Source organism: Caulobacter sp. ALps2 (assembly GCF_058681635.1).
Map to the genome: position 1 here is coordinate 257484 of NZ_CM178743.1, position 15276 is coordinate 272759.

Sequence of the window (15276 nt, forward strand, 5' to 3'; positions counted from 1 at the left end):
ACTGCTTCCTCCACCCGCTCTCTACGACCAAAGTCGCGGGGGGCGGGGACGGCTTTGCGATAGCGCTCCCATCGGGGTGACGTTATCCCAAAAGCCGGCATTCGCCCGAAGAGACGAATAGGCGGGGATTACATGACGACGCGGCGCGATGTGATGGCGGGCGGCTTCGCCCTGGCGACCACACTGTTGGCGCCTCGCCCCGGCCGCGCCGTTCCCTTGACCGCCGCCCATGCCAAGCGGGTCAAGGACCTGCTGGCCCGCATGACCCTGGACGAGAAGATCGGCCAGATGCACCAGCCGGCCGGCGGTCGGCAGAAGGCGCTGAATTCCAAGATCGACGCGGCCGCCCTGGACCTGGTCCGCACGGGCGGCGTCGGCTCTTACCTGCACGTGGCCGGCGCCCAGTTCCTGACCGACCTGCAGAAGGTGGCCGTCGAGGAGTCGCGGCTGAAGATCCCCCTGCTGTTCGCCATCGACGTCGTCCACGGCTACCGCACCCTCTATCCCGTGCCGCTGGCCATGGCCGCGACCTTCGATCCGGACAGCTATCGCGCCTGCGCCCGCATGGCGGCGGTCGAGACCAGCGTCGCGGGTCTGCATTGGACCTTCGCGCCAATGGTCGATGTCGCGCGCGACCCACGCTGGGGCCGGGTGGTCGAAGGCCCCGGCGAGGATCCATATCTGGGCTCGGTCATGAGCGTCGCCCAAACCGAGGGTTTCCAGACGAAAGACCTCGCGGGGCGCGACACGGTGCTGGCCTGCGTCAAGCACTTCGGAGCCTATGGCGCGGTCGCCGGCGGCCGCGACTACGACAGCGCCGACCTGTCGGAGCGGACACTGAACGAGGTGATCCTGCCGGCGTTCGAGGCCGGCAAGACGGCGGGCGCGGGCTCGTTCATGACCGCCTTCAACGACATCGGCGGCGTGCCCACCACCGCCAACGCCGCCCTGGTGCGCGGCCAGCTGCGCGACAAGTGGGGCTTCGACGGCATCGTCGTCAGCGACTGGAACGCCATCGCCGAACTCGTGTCCCACGGCATCGCCGAGACCCCCGTCCAGGCCGCCGCCCTGGCCCTGAAGGCCGGCGTCGACATGGACATGGCCGGCGGGGTCTACGCGACACACCTGAAGGCCGCCGCGGCAGAGGACGCGTCGCTGCCGCCGCTGATCGACCAGGCCGTGGGCCACATCCTGCTGACCAAGGCGCGGCTGGGCTTGTTCGACGATCCGTACCGCTTCGGCGACGCGGCGCGCGAGAAGACGGTGATGGTCTCCGCCCCGCACCGCGCCATCGCCCGCGACGCGGCCCGCAAGTCGGTCGTGCTGCTGAAGAACGACAACGCCCTCCTGCCCCTCTCCAAGACCGCCAAGGTCGCCGTGGTCGGGGCCCTGGCCGACGACGCCCGCAGCGCCATCGGCTCGTGGAAGGCGCGCGGCGAGGAGACCGACGCGGTCACCCTGGTCGCGGCGCTGAAGGCTCGCCTGCCCGGCATGACCTTCACGCCCGGCGCGGCCCCGCGCAGCGACGATCTCTCGGGCGTCCAGGCGGCCGTCGCGGCGGCGCGAGGCGCGGATGTGACCCTGCTGGTGGTCGGCGAGGACTTCGACCATAGCGCCGAATCCCGCAGCCGCTCGGACCTCTCGCTGCCCGGCGGCCAGAAAGCCCTGGCCGACGCGGTGCTGGCCACCGGCAAGCCCGTCGTGCTGGTGGTCATGGGCGGTCGCCCGCTGGCGATCCCTGACCTCTTGGCGAAGGCCCCGGCCTCGCTGATGGCCTGGCTGCTGGGCGTCGAGAGCGGCCCGGCCCTGGCGGACATCCTGCTGGGCGAGACCTCGCCCGCTGGCCGCCTGCCGATGGGCCTGCCGCGGTCTTCCGGCGCCCTGCCCGAGACCTATGCCCACTACCCCACCGGCCGTCCCGCCGATCCGGACCTGGCCAAGGACACCGCCCGCTACCACGACGTCGATGTCGGCCCGGTCTATCCGTTCGGCCACGGGCTCAGCTACGCGACCTTCGGCTATTCGGACCTGACGCTGGACAAAAGCGAGATCGGCCCCGACGGCGTCGTCGCCGTCACCGTGGCGGTCGCCAATACCGGCAAGGTCGCCGCCGACGAGGTGGTGCAGCTCTACATGCGCGACCCCGTGGCCGCCGTCGCTCGCCCCGTGAAGGAGCTGCGCGGCTTCCAGCGCCTGGCGCTGAAGCCCGGCGAGACCAAGCGCGTGACCTTCAAGCTCTCGGCCCGCCAGTGCGCCTTCTGGGAGGCCGGCAAGTGGCGGATCCAGAAGGGCCGCATCGAGCTGATGGTCGGCGCGTCGTCGGACGACATCCGCGCCCGCGCCGCCTTCGCCATCACGTCCGACGGCTGGAGCGATACGCCCGCCGCCGCCCTCCTGACCCCGGTGAGCATCGCATGACCCTGGAAGTCTCCACCGTCCGCCGGGTCACCGCGCGGCTGATGCCGCTGTTCTGCGTGATGTATCTGATCGCCTACATCGATCGGCAGAACGTCTCCTATGCCAAGCTGGAGATGGTCCAGGCCCTGGGCCTTAGCGAGGCCGCCTACGGCCTGGGCGCCAGTCTGTTCTTCATCGGCTACTTCCTGTTCGAGGCGCCGTCGAACCTGATCCTGGCCCGGGTGGGCGCGCGGGTGTGGTTCGCGCGGATCATGTTCACCTGGGGTCTCGTCACCCTGGCGCTGGGTTTCACCCAGAACGCGACCATGTTTTACATCCTGCGCTTCCTGCTGGGGGTCACCGAGGCGGGCTTCTTCCCCGGTGTGCTGTATGTCCTGACCCTGTGGTTCCCACAGGCCCATCGGGCGCGGATGGTCGGCCTGTTCATGGTGGCCTCGGCGCTAGCCAACGCCGTCGGCGCCATGGTCGGCGGGGCGCTGCTGGACCTGCACGGTCTGGGCGGCCTGGCGGGCTGGCAATGGGTGTTCCTGGCCACCGGCCTGCCGGCGGTGCTGATGACCCCCTACGTCCTCTGGAAGCTGCCCAACGGCCCCGAACACGCCCCCTGGCTGGCGCCCGAGCAGAAGGCCTGGCTGGCCCAGACCCTGAACGCCGAAAACGGCGGCGCCGAGATCAGCCACGCCGGGGCCTGGAAGGCGATCCTGGACCCGCGCGTGCTGCTGCTGGCGGTGCTGTATGTCGGCATGCCGCTGGGCGCCTATGGCCTCAGCTACTGGCTGCCGACGATCGTCAAGGCGTTCGGCGTGTCCAACACCATGAACGGCCTGATCAACATCATTCCCTGGATCCTGGTCGGCGCGGCCCTGTGGCTGGTCCCGCGCCACGCGGCCCGACGCGGCTTCACCGTCTGGCACGTGGCCGGCCCGCCGCTGCTGGCCGCCGTGGCCCTGGTGCTGAGCGTGATCGTGCCCGGGACCTGGGCCAAGTTCGCCCTGCTGTGCGTCGCCGCTCCGGCCATCTTCGCCGGCCAGCCGGGCTTCTGGAGCCTGCCGCCGACCTTCCTGTCGGGGGCCCGCGCCGCGGCCGGCATCGCGGCGATCAACGCCGTGGGCAACCTCGGCGGCTTCGTCGCCCAGAACGTGGTGCCGATCATCCGCGACCGGACAGGCAGCAACCTGGCGCCCATGCTGTTCCTGGCCGCGTGCTTGACCGTTACCGGCGTCATGGTCTTCGTCGCCTTCCGGGTGCTGAAACCCGTTGTCGGGACGCCGCAAACCCAAGCCTCATAGAGATCTGCGCCGGTTTGTCGCAGTGGTGCGACAGAACGGAGCGTTGCCATGGGTCGCAGACTCGACGATGGTCGGACCACTCGGCGCACCCCACCGCGTCCGACACCTTTTTGTGCTTAAGCCGGCTGGCCGCGCCCGATGTGGCAAGACCAGCCGGTTTGTTTTCCCCGGTCATGCTCAAGCCTTCCGCCCAGCACGAAGGCAAAGCCAACCCAAAACCCAGCACGCGATATAATATCGCGGCTCAGAATTAGTTGAATGTAGACCCGACACCGAACCGGAAGCCCGCCATGTCGTCCAACACCGTCGCCTACAGCTTCGACGCCCGCGCCACGTTCGAGCGCCGCGTACTGCCGCTGCTGGCCACGCTGACGCTGTGGGCCGTCTTGATCGAGACCGCGCGCCTGGCTTTCTAGACCTCTAGAACGGCTTCTCGCCCTTGATCGTCACGCGCTCGACGATCCGTTCCTGGGGCCAGTAGTCCAGGATCGCGTAGTGCTGGGTGGCGCGGTTGTCCCAGAACACGATGGCGTTCGGGGTCCAGCGGAAGCGGACCTGGTATTCAGGCGCCTTCACCCGATCCAGCAGGTCCGCGAGCAGTGTCCTGGCCTCGTCCTCGGGCAGGCCCAGGATCCGCGTCGTGAAGACCTTGTTGACGAACAGGTGCTTGTCGCCGGTCTCAGGGTGTGTGCGCACCACCGGATGGACCATCGGCGGATAGGCCGCCCGCAGTTCCCGCCGCTTGGCCTCGTCGACGCGATAGCCGTAGCTCTGGATGATGTCGTGCTCGGCGGTCAGGGTCTCGAGCTGGTCCTTCAGCTTCCGCGGCAGGTCGCGATAGATCGCCGCCGTGTCCGCGAACAGGGTGTCGCCGCCCAGCGGCGGCATGTGCCGCATGCGCAGCACCCCACCCATCGACGGAGCCTCGCGGAAGGTGACGTCGGTGTGCCACTTGTTGGCGGCGCGGACGATCGGGACGATGTCCTCGCGCAGCTTCATCCCGTCGGCCGCCTCGATGTGCAGGATCTCCGGGAAGCCCGGCACGTGGGCCGTGACCGGATGGCCCTCCAGGTCGCCGAAATACCGGCCGAAGCGGACATGGTCCTCGTAGCTGATGTCCTGGTCACGGAAGAACACCACCTTGTGGCGTAGCAGGGCCGCGCGGATCGCCGCGACGATCTCGGGCTTGAGCTCTCGGGTAAGGTCCAGGCCGGAAATTTCGGCCCCCAGCACCGGCCCGGCGGGCGTAACGGTCAGGCCGGCGTAGTCCACGGCGTCGTGTTCGGCGATCGATACCGGAGCATTCATGGCGTCCTCCCTGGACTTTCCAGAACCCTACGACTGAACACCGTTCACTCAATTCACAATTTCTGGGGGCGCCCCCAGCTAGCGAGAATATTCCCGCTCCTCGTAGTCGAACCAGTCGAAGTCCGCCGGCGCACCCGCGCCCGAGGTGTCCTGGCAGGCCATGCCGACAAAGGCGCCAGTGAAGGCCGGCGCGCCGGGAATGGTGGCCTCGTCGGACAGGATCGAGGCGTCGAACACCTCCGGCAGCCAGGTCCAGTCCCCCGCCCCTTGCCGATAACCGAAGCGCAGGCGCTCCAGATCGACCTCGACGCGCAGTTCGACCGGGCCGGCGGGCAGCGGGATCGGAGCGGTGAAGCTGTCGGCCGAGGGGCTGTCGGGCGTGCAGGTCATGACCCGCAGGTGCTTGCCGGCCGCCTCGTCGTGGCTGACGTGCAGATAGTGGAACTTGGCCCCGTTGTAGTAGCAGATCAGCCCGGCGGCCTGCTGGTAGTGCGCCGGCTCGAAGTCCAGCACCGTGGCGGCCGAGTAGCAGTGCGCCTGCTGGCGGCGGGCGACCAGGGCCTGGCGGAAGACGCTCCCCACGCTTTCCCGGCCGTGCAGACGCAAGGACCCTGGCTTGGCGGTCAGGCTGAAGATCTCGTCCGGATAGGGCGTACGCAGCCACTGGAAGTCGATCGGCAGGTCGGGACCGTCGAAGTCCGCGCGCGCCGGCGCGGCGGGCCAGGTTTGCTCGGTCAGGTCCGGCGCGGGCGTCTCCAGCGTGGGATCGCCGGAGCCGTCCAGGGTGCGCGGCCAGCCGTCCTCGCCCCAGACCAGCTTCTGGATCGCCGTCTCGCGGCCCAGGGTGCAGCGGCCGCGATTGGGCAGCGGGCGGCCGCACAGATAGACGGCGTAGGTCTCGCCATCGGCGGTCTCGACCAGGTCGGCGTGGCCGGCGCGCTGCAACGGCGCGTGCGGCCGGTCCCGGGCGGTGATGACATAGGTGTCGGGATGCAGCTCGTAGGGACCGTCCAGGCCGCGCGAGCGGGCCATGGTCATGGCGTGACCCCAGCCGGTGCCGCCCTCGGCGGTGACCAGATAGTACCAGCCGTCACGCTTGTAGAGGTGCGGGGCCTCGGTCAGGCCGATGGCCGTGCCCTCGAAGATCACCTTGCGCTCGCCGACCAGACGCCCTTCCTCGGCTGAGAACTCCTGCAGGACGATGCCGGCGAAGCGGTTCTTGCCTGGTCGGTGGTCCCACAACTGGTTGACCAGCCACTTGCGACCATCGTCGTCATGAAACAGCGACGGGTCGAAGCCTGAGCTGTTCAGATAGACGGGCTCTGACCACTCCCCGTCGATCGTGTCGGCCGTGACCAGGTAGTTGTGGAAGTCGCGCAGGGACGCGCCCGAGGCCCCGCCCACCGTGGTGCGGCCATAACGCTTCACGTCGGTATAGATCAGCCAGAATTTCCCGTCGGCATGGGTCAGGCAGGGGGCCCACAGCCCGCAGCCGTCGGGATCGCCCAGCATGTTCAGCTGGCTGGCGCGGGTCAGCGGCCGGCACAGCGGACGCCAGTTCTTGAGGTCGCGCGAGTGGTGGATCTGGACGCCCGGGAACCACTCGAAGGTCGAGACGGCGATGTAGTAGTCCTCGCCCACGCGCACGATCGACGGGTCGGGATTGAAGCCGCGCAGGATGGGGTTGCGGATCACAGGCGTACTCATGCGGCAGGAAGCTGACTGACCGGCTCGGCGCAGAGGCCTTCCCGATCATGATGGAACATCATGATCGGATAAGAAGGCCTCTCACTCTTAGTGGCGAGCCCGTTCATCCCGCTCGGCTTTCTTCAAGCCGATCGGGACGGGCTCGCGGCGCGATGCGGTCCTTGACGAAGGTCCAGAGGATGATGGCGCCCAGGATGTCCAGCACGCCCAGGGCGACGAAGAACGGATCATAGCCGATCGTCGAAACCAGCCCGCCGATCAGCAGCGAGAACAGCAGGACGCCCAGATTGCCCATCATGCCGGCCAGGCCCGCCACCGTGGCGACCTCGTCGCGGCGGAAGAGATCCGACGCCATGGTGATGACGGTGACCGACAGGGTCTGATGGGCGAAGCCGCCCAGGCACAGCAAGGCGATGGCGGCGTAGGGGCTCTCGACCCGGCCGACGAACGCCATGCCGGTCATCATCGCCGCGCCCACCGTCACGGCCCAGCGCCGGGCGTTGATCAACGACACGCCACGCTTTTGCAGGAAGTGGGCGATGACCGGCCCGAACATGCAGCCAAGGTCGGCGGCCACGAACGGCAGCCAGGCGAACATGGCGATCTGCTTGAGGTCGAAGCCCCGCGTCTGAGACAAATACAGCGGGACCCAGAACGACAACGTGCCCCAGGTGGGGTCGGCCAGAAAGCGCGGCAGGGCGATGCCCCAGAACTGCTTCTGCTTCAGGATCGAGACGATCGAGGGCTTGGTCCCGGCGTCGGTCAGGTGCGCTTCCTGGCCGGCGGCGATGCGCTCGCGCTCCTCCGGCGTCATCGACGGATGCTGATCGGGCGAGCGGTAGAAGAAGAGCCATAAGGCGACCCAGACCAGGCCGATGGCGCCCGTCAGCACGAAGGCCGCCCGCCAGTTCCAGGACAGTACCGCCCACACCACCAGCGGCGGCGCCAACATCGAGCCGATCGACGAGCCGATGTTGAATACCCCGCCGGCGAAGCCTCGCTCCTTGGCCGGGAACCAGGTGGCTACGGTCTTCATGCCCGCCGGCTGGGCGGAGCCCTCGGCCAGACCCAGCAAGCCTCGCAGGACGGCGAAACCCTGCCAGTTGTTGGCCAGGCCGTGGGCCATGGCGACCAGAGACCAAGCCGCGGCGAAGACGGCGAAACCGGTGCGCAGGCCCAGCGTATCGAGCACATAGCCGCAGAACGGCTGCATCATGATGCCGATCTGGAAGGCGCTGGTGATCCAGGAATACTCCTTCACGGAGATATCCAGGTCCTTGAGGATCGTCGGGGCCGCCACGCCCATGGTCGAGCGGGTCAGGTAGTTGACGATCGCACCCAGCATGACCAGGCCGATGATCCACCAACGCAGCGCTTTCAGCTTTGGCAAGGCGACGCTCCCCATCGGGCGTCCTTGGTCGGGGCCCGTTGGATGTTACCGCTATCGCCGATGAGGTCTGACGTCCACCCTACGAAGGTCTGATGTTGACACGCCTAATGGGGATAGCCGGCGCACGGTTCTGGGTGTTCTGGATCAGGAACACCATCAGGAAGGTGACAATGGTGGCGCCGGTATTGATCGCCAGCCGCCAGGTCTCGGAGACTTGAAGATCGGGCCCGTCACCGCCCAGATTGAACCAGGGCGACGCGGATCAGGAAGGCTGGCGGGCTGCCGGTCACCCTGGCGCTGACATTGGCGAACTTGGCGAACAGCGTATCCACGGGCGACCTCCCCACATGGCCCTGACGGACCAGTCGCCCGATAACGTCTAGGCCGTTACGGAAGCTCCAGCGGACGTCTTTTCGCGCCACGCGGCGCTATCTCGGCGATCCACCTCGCCAACGAAGCGGTCCTTGCCCTCGGGCGCGGCCGCGGGCTCCCATACGAAGACACCGACGCAGTCGTGGGCCGCGGCGATCTCGGCCGCCAGCTCCAGGGCGTCCGCGTCATGCTCGGCGGATTCAGCGATGAAGGTCAGCGACACGCCGTCCGCGCGCCTGGGATAGAAGAGGAAGGTCGCCATTGTTTCAAAGCTCCGCCCATCGAGCGGGAGCGGGAGCCGAAACTCATCTCTCAGTCATCGGCGCTCGGGAAAATGTGCCGACGATGGCTAGACGCTAACACCCCAATTCGGGGATGACGAGTAAATAGCGGCGCATAGCGGAACAAATGTTAGTCGTAAACCCGACACTAAGCTCGCCATACACTCATAAACTATGGAAATACATCATAAACGGAAAGCACTTCGGGGCCTCGGCCATGATAACAATATACGTCACCTACACGACAAAGCTTTGTGAGAACTGTTGTCTTTTCCGTGACCGCCATTCGCGGCCCCGTCGGCTTCCCGCCATCTCTATCTGTAACTGATGGTCCAACTGACCGTGATCGGTCCGGTCGCTCCGGCGGCGCCCGTGCAGGACGTCAGGGCGGTCATCGCCCCGGTCGGCGCTCGATAGGCCTTGTCGTCGACCAGAGCCCGGGTCGAGCAGGAAAGACCCTCGACCTTGAAGCCAGTGACGTCGCCGGTTCCGAACGTCGTCGTCCCGCCCTTGGTCGTCGCCTGGCCTGAAAAGCTGGCGAAGGCCAGGTCCACGGCCTTCACCGTTCTCTTTTCCCCAGGAATGACGGCCTTGGGCGTGAAGACGTCGGTGCGGCGGATGCGGCCGGGCTCCAGGACGTAAGTCGTCTTGACGCTGAACCGCTCGTCGGCGACGGGCGCCTTCTGGCCCAGGCGGTCCAGTTGCTCCTGGTCGTATGTGACGGTGGTGCGCTCACCCTGCTCGGCGATCTTGACGTGGGCGGCATAGGCCAGCGGCGCCAGCTGCGCGCCGTCGGCCAGGGTGATCCGCGGCAGCAGCTGGGGGAACGTCGCGTCGGCTACGCCCTGCAACATCCCCGGCGAGAACGGGATCGGATAGTAGGGCGTGTTCTGGTGCTGGCCGTCGCCGCCGTTGATGATCGGCAGGCCGATGACACGGGTCTCGACCCCTCTGGCCTTGTCGCGGATCGTCACCACGAGGCGATCATTCTTCCCGCGCGCGAACCAGGTCACCGTCCGCTTGGGCAGTTTATCCAGCCACGCCGCGTAGCCGGGATCTGGCGCCTTGTCCTTGAAGCCCAGCTCATTCCAGATCGCGCTGGTGTAGATGTACTGCCGGCCGAGGCTCAGGTTCTCGCCGAGGATCCGGTGCTTGCCACGATAGGCGTCCGTGCGGCGACCATGGTCCCACAGATTCACCGAGCCCATCTTCGGGTCGAACCAGAAGTCCATGTAGCGGGCCGCGACTCGCGACGAGAACGCGTAGCCCATCGCCTTCTCTTCCGGGGTCAGCACGTCCAGCTTGGCCGCGGCGGTCAGCACCTCCAGGAAGGCCGTCTCTCCATAGGCCCCGATGCTGCGGCCGTATTCGAAGCCCTCGCCACGCAGGTTCAGGCGCGGCAGCATCAGGTCGACCGAGCGACGCAGCCACTGGCGCACCTCGGGCGTGGCGGGCATGCCGGCCTCGATCAGGCGGTGGCTGATCTCGCCGATCAGCAAGACGGAGTAACGGTCGAAGCGCCCCTCCCCGTCGGTCTCGTCGGCGAAGCCGTATTCGCCGGAGTACTTGCGATAGTGGTCCAGGGTCTTGCCCAGCAGGGCCTCGCTGGCCGACGCGTCCTCCCAGCCCAGGCGATAACGCAGCCGCGCCACGCTGAAGGCGACGCCGTAGTAGTTGTTGGGCAGGTTGATCAGCGTCAGATCGTCGGCGCGTACGAAGCGGCGCCAGTCCAGCTTGGCCCTCAGCTTGGCCAGAGCTTCCGGCGAGACCGCCTGCTCCAGCAGCCCGGCCTCCTTCAACATCAGCAGCGCCTGGCAGTAGTAGTAGACGCCCCAGGTGTCGTTCGTATCATCGACGGTCATGCCGGCGATCTGGCGATAGGCGGCCAGGTACTCGGCGAACTTGGGATCGGCGCGCGGCGTGTCGACGATCAGATAGGCCAGGCCGATGGCGATCTTGCCCGGCAGGAACTTGTCGTCGGCCTCGAACACCTTGACCCCGTCCAGGGTCATGTCGCGCTTCTCGGCCAGCAGCTTGTGCAGCAGGACGGCGGTCTGGGGCAGCAGGCGTTGCTCGACCGTCTGGTTCATCGGCGCCACCGCGCCGGCATAGAGCGGACTGCGCTGGGCCGCGCCAGATTGAGCAAAAACCGGCGTAGCGGCGACCAGGGCGGCCGTCAGGAACAGAAGAGTGCGCAGTCGCATGGATCGCTCGTCGGCGGCAAAATTGGCATGACCAATCTTGCCGCCGACGGATAGTTGTCAAGCCAATTTAAAGCTTACCAGTTGAACATCGTCCCGTCTTGGAGACGGTTCACCGGCAGGTAGGCGCGTTTGTAGGCGTGCTTGGAGGCCAGTTCCTCGTCGATGTCGACGCCCAGGCCCGGCTTGTCGCCCGGATGCAGCATGCCGTCCTTGAAGGTGTAGGCATGCGGGAAGACGGCGTCGGTTTCCGGCGTGTGGCGCATATATTCCTGCAGGCCGAAGTTCGGGATCGCCATCCCTAGGTGCAGGGCCGCGGCCATGGTCACCGGCGACAGGTCGGTGGCGCCGTGGCAGCCGGTCTTGACGTGGTGCAGGTCAGCGAAGGCGGCGATCTTCTTCAGGTTGGTGATGCCGCCGGCGTGCAGCACGGTGGCGCGCAGATAGTCGATCAGCTGTTCCTCGATCAGGGTCTTGCAGTCCCAGATGTTCGAGAAGATCTCGCCCACGGCCAACGGAGTGGTGGTGTGCTGGCGGATCAGGCGGAAGCCGGCCTGGTTCTCGGCGGGGACCGAGTCCTCCAGCCAGAACAGGCGGTAGGGCTCCAGGTCCTTACCCAGGCGCGCGGCCTCGATCGGGGTCAGGCGATGGTGCACGTCGTGCAGCAGGTGCACGTCCCAGCCCAGCACCTCGCGCGCCTTGGCGAACAGCCGCGGCGCGTGGGCCAGGTACTTGGACGTCGACCAGACGTTCTCGGTCGGCAGGTTCCCGTCGGCCGGCTCGTAAAACATCTTGTCGCCCGAGACGCCGTAGGTGCTGGCCAGGCCCGGCACGCCCGTTTGCAGGCGGATGGCCTTGTAGCCCATGGCCTTGTACTTCACGGCCTCGGCGATGGTGTCCTCGATGGTCTCGCCATTGGCGTGGCCATAGACGGTGACGCCGACCCGGCTGGCGCCGCCTAGCAGCTGGTACAGCGGCAGGTTCGCGACCTTGGCCTTGATGTCCCACAGCGCCATGTCGACCGCGGCCAGGGCGCTCATGCCCACGGGGCCGCCACGCCAATAAGAGCCACGATAGAAGAACTGCCAGGTGTCCTCGATCTGGTGCGCGTCGCGACCGATCAGGCACGGAATCATGTGATCCTTGAGATAACTGACCACCGCCAGCTCGCGGCCGTTCAGCGTTGCGTCGCCGACGCCGGTGGTCCCATCCTCGGTCGTGATCTTCAGGGTCACGAAATTGCGGCCGGGGCAGGTGACGATGACCTTCGCGTCGATGATCTTCAGCATGGACCTAGTGAGCTAAGCGGAACCGTAAAGTGGCCTGACCACTTCTACAGACATATCTGGCAAGATGCTAGTGGCCTTGCCACTTAGGTCGAATGTGTGCGCTGTAACGCCGTCGCGGCCCGTGCAATAGGTTGCGCGAAGCCCGACGCGGCGTCGGATGGATAGCTAAGACGATGACCACGACGACGGCCGAAACCCGCAAGCTCTACCAACAGGTGGCCAACTCGATCGCCGTCGCGATTCGGGATGGCGTGCACCGGCCTGGCCAGCGGCTGCCCTCCGAGCGTGACTTGGCTGAAGACTACAAGGTCAGCCGCCCCACCGTGCGCGAGGCGATGATCGCTCTGGAAATCCGCGGCCTGGTCGAGGCTCGCCACGGCTCGGGCGTCTATGTCACCGAGGCCCCGCGTCCCGAGAGCCCGGAGCCGGACCTTGACATCGGCGCCTTCGAGCTGACCGAGGCGCGCCGCCTGATCGAGGGCGAAGTCGCCGCCCTGGCCGCCGCCACCATCACCGACGAGGAGATGAACGAGCTGGCCGAGATCATGGACGAGATGGTCGTGGAGAATGATAACAACGTGAAGGGCGAGCGGGCCGATCGCCGCTTCCACGTGACCATCGCCCGCGCCAGCCGCAACAGCGCCCTGGTCACCGTCGTCGAGAACCTGTGGGACCTGCGCTACAAGTCGCCCCTGTGCCGCGCCATGCTGGAACGCGCCCGTCAGGTGGGCGTGCGCCCCCGCATCGACGACCACCAGGAGATCCTGATGGCCCTGCGCGAACGCGATCCCGCCGGCGCCCGCAGCGCCATGCGCGAACATCTGGGCCGGGTGATCGACAACCTGCTGACCGCCACCGAGATCGACGCCCTGGAGCGGGCTCGCAACGAGGTGGCCGCGCGACGGACCGAACTGGCCCGCCGCTCGGCGATCTAGCGCCTAGCCTTCGGTCGCCAGCTTCTTCTGACGCTCCACTTCCAGCGCGCTGGGTTCAGCTAGCGCGAACGAACCGGTCTCGACCTCGCCCGCTCGCGCATAACGACTGACCACCACGCCCGACGGCGAGACCTTGCTGTCGGTCAGGCGGAAGGCGCGCGGCGCCGCGCCGGTCTGGAACAGCCGCTTGCCTTGCCCCAGCACGACCGGGAAGGTCAGGGTGTGCAACTCGTCGACCAGGTCGTTAGCCCACAGGGCCTGCAGGAAGTCGGCCGAGCCCTGGGTCAGCAGGTCCGGGCCGTCCCCGCCCTTCAGGCGCTTGATCTCGGCGACCGGGTCGACGCCCAGCCAGCGGCTGTTCCGCCAGGTCAGCTTGAAGCCGGGATCGCGCGTGGCGACGAACTTGGTCGCCTTGTCGAACACGCCGCCGATCGGATCGTCCGGCGCGACGAACGGCCAGTGGGCGGCGAAGATCTCGTAGGTCTTGCGGCCCAGCACCAGGTCGAAGGGGCGCTCGAACATCCCGCCGATCGCCTGGCCGGTCTCCTCGTCGAACAGCGGCGCGGTCCAGCCGCCGAACGGGAAACCGCCGGTCGGATCCTCGGTCGGCCCGCCGGGGCCCTGCATGACGCCGTCCAGACTGACGAAGGCGGCGACGATCAGCTTTCTCATGTTTCGTTCTCCTTGGGTTGCACCCCAAGGAACGGACGACGATCGTCCCGCCCGACATCGCGGTTCTATTTTTATCCGATTTCCCGGCGAAAGCCGGGGAAGCGGTTAGGGTTTGTACGGCGCGATGGTCAGGCGGCTCCGGGCGGCCGGGACCTGCCTGGCGATCTGATCGGCCTTGGCCGCCAGGTTCGCGTCGCCATAGGCCCAGGCCGCGACGTCATACAGCGGCAGGGCCTCGCGGGTGGCGTCCTCGGGCTTGAGGTCCTTGTAGGGGAAGGCTTTCTCGTCACCCACGAACTGGGCGAGGTAGTCAAAAGCAGCATGGATCCCCTGCCCCTTCGGCCCCGTATAGCCCCATAGGTCGACGCCGACGCAGGGACCCAGCTCGGCCATGCCGACCAGCGGCTCAAGGGCGAAATAGCTGTAGTGCAGCGCCTTGGTGCGCGAGAGCTCCTCGGGCAGCTTGCCGTCGCCCGCGATCTGCGGATCGATGCGGCCCTCGCCGACGCTGGCCAGCACGCTCTTGGCCAGGTCCGGCTTGCGGGCGAACAGGGCGAAGGTCGCCAGCTGATAGTCGTACCAGATGCCGTGATTGTTCTTGGCCGCTCGCTCTTCCTTGCCGGTCGGGGCGGTCTGCATCCACATCGTGTAGACTTCGAACCAGTGCTCGAGGGCCTTCTGCTCGGCCGGCTTGATCGCGCCCGAGGGGGCCAGCAGGCCGATCGACTCGACCACGCGCAGCAGGCGGAAGGTGTCCAGCACCCCCTCGGCGCGGCCCAGCGTGCGGCCCGGAACGCCTTGGGCGTAGGTCATGCGCGGCCGCATCCGCGTGTCCGGATCCAGGAACCAGACGTACAGCAGCTCGGACGCCTTGGTGGCGTACTTGGTCTCGCCCGTGAAGTAGTAGGCCAGGGCCAGGGCCTCGACGGCGCTGGCCATGTTGTCCATGCGCGTGGCGTCGAAGGCCTCGGTATTGCGCTCCGGGTTCACCTCGCCGTCCTTGCGGATATAGGGCTCGCCGTTCGGCTTGCTGGGATCGGGCCACCAGTACGGCCCCATCGAGATGTAGTCGTGCTTGTCACCGCTAGGCGGGGTGCGGGTCTTCTCGGTGACGGCGTAGTACGGGCCGGCCAGCGCCTTGTCGGCGCGGGCGATCAGGGCCTTGTAAGCCGGAGCCAGCGCGGGATCGGCCAGATTGGCCTTCGCGGCCCGCAGCCACCGCGGCTTCCAGCGGAAGGTGCGGCGGCCCTCGAAGGCGGCGGCATAGCCGTCGTCGGCCTTGCAGACAGCGCCCGAGGCGGCCAGGGCGGGAGCAGCGGTCAAAGCCGTGGCCAGGCCAGCGGCGAGCGCCAAGGCGCGGATCGAAGCGGAAATCATGGGCCCCTCCCTGGGAACTTGAGGCGCGCACCTTAGC

The 15276-nt window shown here is 67.3% G+C and carries 13 protein-coding genes; 4 read left to right on the plus strand and 9 right to left on the minus strand.

Annotated elements, in window-relative coordinates; translation table 11 throughout:
- Positions 1 to 132: 132 nt before the first annotated feature.
- The 3 genes from ACW173_RS01105 (at position 133) to ACW173_RS01115 (ending at position 4123) form a co-directional block, all read left to right on the plus strand.
- On the plus strand, positions 133 to 2418 hold the full coding sequence (locus ACW173_RS01105; protein ID WP_492083056.1) for a glycoside hydrolase family 3 N-terminal domain-containing protein: 2286 nt from the start codon (positions 133 to 135) through the stop codon (positions 2416 to 2418).
- A complete protein-coding gene (locus ACW173_RS01110; RefSeq protein ID WP_492083057.1) occupies positions 2415 to 3707 on the plus strand; it encodes an MFS transporter in 1293 nt (430 codons plus the stop codon). Before ACW173_RS01105 ends, ACW173_RS01110 begins: the two co-directional genes overlap by 4 nt.
- A 290-nt stretch (positions 3708 to 3997) precedes the next feature.
- Entirely contained in the window at positions 3998 to 4123 is a 126-nt protein-coding gene (locus ACW173_RS01115; protein ID WP_492083058.1) for a hypothetical protein, read from the plus strand.
- 4 nt (positions 4124 to 4127) lie between these two features.
- Here the strand turns inward: ACW173_RS01115 and ACW173_RS01120 are convergent, their stop codons facing one another.
- From ACW173_RS01120 to manD, 7 genes are all read right to left on the minus strand, one after another.
- Entirely contained in the window at positions 4128 to 5015 is an 888-nt protein-coding gene (locus ACW173_RS01120; protein WP_492083059.1) for a TauD/TfdA dioxygenase family protein, read from the minus strand.
- Positions 5016 to 5093: 78 nt separating this feature from the next.
- Positions 5094 to 6722 carry a glycoside hydrolase family 43 protein gene (locus ACW173_RS01125; RefSeq protein ID WP_492083060.1) on the minus strand — a complete coding sequence of 543 codons (1629 nt, stop codon included), beginning with the start codon at positions 6720 to 6722 and terminating at the stop codon, positions 5094 to 5096.
- 103 nt (positions 6723 to 6825) lie between these two features.
- On the minus strand, positions 6826 to 8127 hold the full coding sequence (locus ACW173_RS01130; RefSeq protein WP_492083061.1) for an MFS transporter: 1302 nt from the start codon (positions 8125 to 8127) through the stop codon (positions 6826 to 6828).
- A 64-nt stretch (positions 8128 to 8191) separates the two neighbouring features.
- Positions 8192 to 8353: a low affinity iron permease family protein gene (locus tag ACW173_RS01135; protein ID WP_492085848.1), complete on the minus strand. Its 162-nt coding sequence runs from the start codon at positions 8351 to 8353 to the stop codon at positions 8192 to 8194.
- Between the two features lie 138 nt (positions 8354 to 8491).
- Positions 8492 to 8746 carry a hypothetical protein gene (locus ACW173_RS01140; protein WP_492083062.1) on the minus strand — a complete coding sequence of 85 codons (255 nt, stop codon included), beginning with the start codon at positions 8744 to 8746 and terminating at the stop codon, positions 8492 to 8494.
- Between the two features lie 333 nt (positions 8747 to 9079).
- Complete coding sequence (locus ACW173_RS01145) at positions 9080 to 10969, minus strand: hypothetical protein (RefSeq protein WP_492083063.1); 1890 nt, start codon at positions 10967 to 10969, stop codon at positions 9080 to 9082.
- 74 nt (positions 10970 to 11043) lie between these two features.
- A complete protein-coding gene (gene manD, locus ACW173_RS01150; RefSeq protein WP_492083064.1) occupies positions 11044 to 12255 on the minus strand; it encodes a D-mannonate dehydratase ManD in 1212 nt (403 codons plus the stop codon).
- Between the two features lie 173 nt (positions 12256 to 12428).
- Between manD and ACW173_RS01155 the strand changes: the two genes are divergently transcribed.
- Entirely contained in the window at positions 12429 to 13190 is a 762-nt protein-coding gene (locus ACW173_RS01155) for a FadR/GntR family transcriptional regulator (RefSeq protein WP_492083065.1), read from the plus strand.
- Positions 13191 to 13193: 3 nt separating this feature from the next.
- Here ACW173_RS01155 and ACW173_RS01160 read toward each other — a convergent pair whose 3' ends face one another.
- On the minus strand, positions 13194 to 13862 hold the full coding sequence (locus ACW173_RS01160) for a dihydrofolate reductase family protein (protein WP_492083066.1): 669 nt from the start codon (positions 13860 to 13862) through the stop codon (positions 13194 to 13196).
- Between the two features lie 105 nt (positions 13863 to 13967).
- A complete protein-coding gene (locus ACW173_RS01165) occupies positions 13968 to 15239 on the minus strand; it encodes an alginate lyase family protein (RefSeq protein WP_492083067.1) in 1272 nt (423 codons plus the stop codon).
- Positions 15240 to 15276 lie beyond the last annotated feature (37 nt).

Coding starts and splice junctions, on each gene's coding strand:
- ACW173_RS01105 (WP_492083056.1), top strand. CDS start 133: ATGACGACGCGGCGCGATGTGATGGCGGGCGGCTTCGCCCTGGCGACC.
- ACW173_RS01110 (WP_492083057.1), top strand. CDS start 2,415: ATGACCCTGGAAGTCTCCACCGTCCGCCGGGTCACCGCGCGGCTGATG.
- ACW173_RS01115 (WP_492083058.1), top strand. CDS start 3,998: ATGTCGTCCAACACCGTCGCCTACAGCTTCGACGCCCGCGCCACGTTC.
- ACW173_RS01120 (WP_492083059.1), bottom strand. CDS start 5,015: ATGAATGCTCCGGTATCGATCGCCGAACACGACGCCGTGGACTACGCC.
- ACW173_RS01125 (WP_492083060.1), bottom strand. CDS start 6,722: ATGAGTACGCCTGTGATCCGCAACCCCATCCTGCGCGGCTTCAATCCC.
- ACW173_RS01130 (WP_492083061.1), bottom strand. CDS start 8,127: ATGGGGAGCGTCGCCTTGCCAAAGCTGAAAGCGCTGCGTTGGTGGATC.
- ACW173_RS01140 (WP_492083062.1), bottom strand. CDS start 8,746: ATGGCGACCTTCCTCTTCTATCCCAGGCGCGCGGACGGCGTGTCGCTG.
- ACW173_RS01145 (WP_492083063.1), bottom strand. CDS start 10,969: ATGCGACTGCGCACTCTTCTGTTCCTGACGGCCGCCCTGGTCGCCGCT.
- manD (WP_492083064.1), bottom strand. CDS start 12,255: ATGCTGAAGATCATCGACGCGAAGGTCATCGTCACCTGCCCCGGCCGC.
- ACW173_RS01155 (WP_492083065.1), top strand. CDS start 12,429: ATGACCACGACGACGGCCGAAACCCGCAAGCTCTACCAACAGGTGGCC.
- ACW173_RS01160 (WP_492083066.1), bottom strand. CDS start 13,862: ATGAGAAAGCTGATCGTCGCCGCCTTCGTCAGTCTGGACGGCGTCATG.
- ACW173_RS01165 (WP_492083067.1), bottom strand. CDS start 15,239: ATGATTTCCGCTTCGATCCGCGCCTTGGCGCTCGCCGCTGGCCTGGCC.